The following is a 1,542-nucleotide window of genomic DNA, read 5'->3' on the forward strand; positions in this document are numbered from 1 at the left end:
CACCGCCGTCCGGGACGGCGGCACACTGCACTGGGCGGTGGACGGTGTCCCGGCCACGCTCAACGTCTACCAGCGCGGCGCGACCGCCGACTCGGTGCTGCTCGCCCACGCGCTGTACCCCTCGCTGTTCCGGCCGGACGAGCACGGCCGGCTCGTCCCCGACCCGGACTACCTGGCCGGCGCCGAGTCCACCCCGTACGGGCAGCAGCCGCAGGTCGTCACCTACCGGCTCAACCCCCACGCGGTCTGGAGCGACGGCACGCCGCTGTCGGCCGCCGACCTCACCGCCCAGCGGGCCGCCCTCTCCGGTCTGGACCCGGACTACCAGGGCGGGCAGCCGGCCGGGTACGACGCGATCGACTCGATCACCCAGGGCGCCGACCCGCACGAGGTCAAGGTGACCTTCCGGCGGCCGTACGCCGAGTGGCGCTCGCTGTTCGGGCCGCTCTACCCGGCCGCCGAGACCGCCACGGCGAGCGCCTTCAACCGGGCGCTGACCGGCACCGGCCATGTGAGCGCCGGGCCGTACAGCCTCGCCAAGTACGACGCCGAGGGCGGGAAGGTCACCGTGGTGCGCAACCCGCTGTGGTGGGGGGACCAGCCGAAGACCGAGCGGATCGAGTTCCTCGCCGCGCCGCCCGAGCGGCGGCTGGACCAGCTGGACCAGAAGCGGCTGGACGTCGCCCCGCTCACCGCCGCGGTGGACCGGGCGGAGCCCGGGCAGGCCGCCGCGACCCCGTCGGCCGGCGCCACCACCGGCCCCGCCGCCCCGCCCGAGGCGGCTCCCGAGGCGGCTCCCGAAGCGGCGGTGCTGGCGCTGCGGCGGGCCGAGTCGCTGCCCGGCGTCACCGTGCACCGGGCCGCCGCCGCCTCGCTCACCCAGCTCACCGTCAACGCCCTGCGCGGCCCGCTCACCGACCCGGCCGTACGGCGGGCGCTCGGCCGGGCGGTCGACCGGCGGCGGATCGCCGAGGCCGCGCTCGGCCCGCTCGGCCTGCCGGCCGCCCCGCTCGGCAGCCACCTGTTCGCCGAGGACCAGGAGGGCTACCGGGACAACAGCGCCGCGGCCGGGTCGGCGGACGCCGCCAGGCTGCTGGACGAGGCGGGCTGGACGCGGTCCGAGGACGGCACCCGGACCAAGGACGGCAAGGAGCTCGTGCTGACCCTGCTTGTACCGGCCGGCTCCGCGACCGCCAAGCGCACCGCAGACGCGCTCACCGCCGACCTCGCCGAGTCCGGCATCGTGGTGAAACCGGTGGCCGCGCCCACCGAGGCCTTCGTCGACGACCACCTGGCCAAGGGGGACTTCGACCTCGCCCTCTTCTCCTGGCCGGCCGGCCCCAGCCCGGCGGGCGAGCAGCGCGCCACGTACGCCAAGCCCCGGCCGGACGCCGACGGGACGGTCGAGGTCGGCAGCAACTACGGCCGCAGCGGCAGCGACGAGATCGACCGGCTGTTCGACCGGGCGGCCGCCGAACTCGACCAGACGACCCGGATGGACCTGCTCCAGGAGGCGGACGTGCGGATCTGGCAGCTCGGGCA

The 1,542-nt window shown here is 76.5% G+C and carries 1 protein-coding gene; it reads left to right on the forward strand.

Features of this window, described 5'->3' with window-relative positions; all coding sequences use genetic code 11:
• A partial coding sequence (locus J0670_RS37790; protein ID WP_207817294.1) for an ABC transporter family substrate-binding protein occupies positions 1–1,542 on the forward strand: 1,542 nt, incomplete at both ends.

The sequence above is a fragment of the Streptomyces sp. FH025 genome (assembly GCF_017427025.1).
Taxonomy (GTDB): domain Bacteria; phylum Actinomycetota; class Actinomycetes; order Streptomycetales; family Streptomycetaceae; genus Kitasatospora.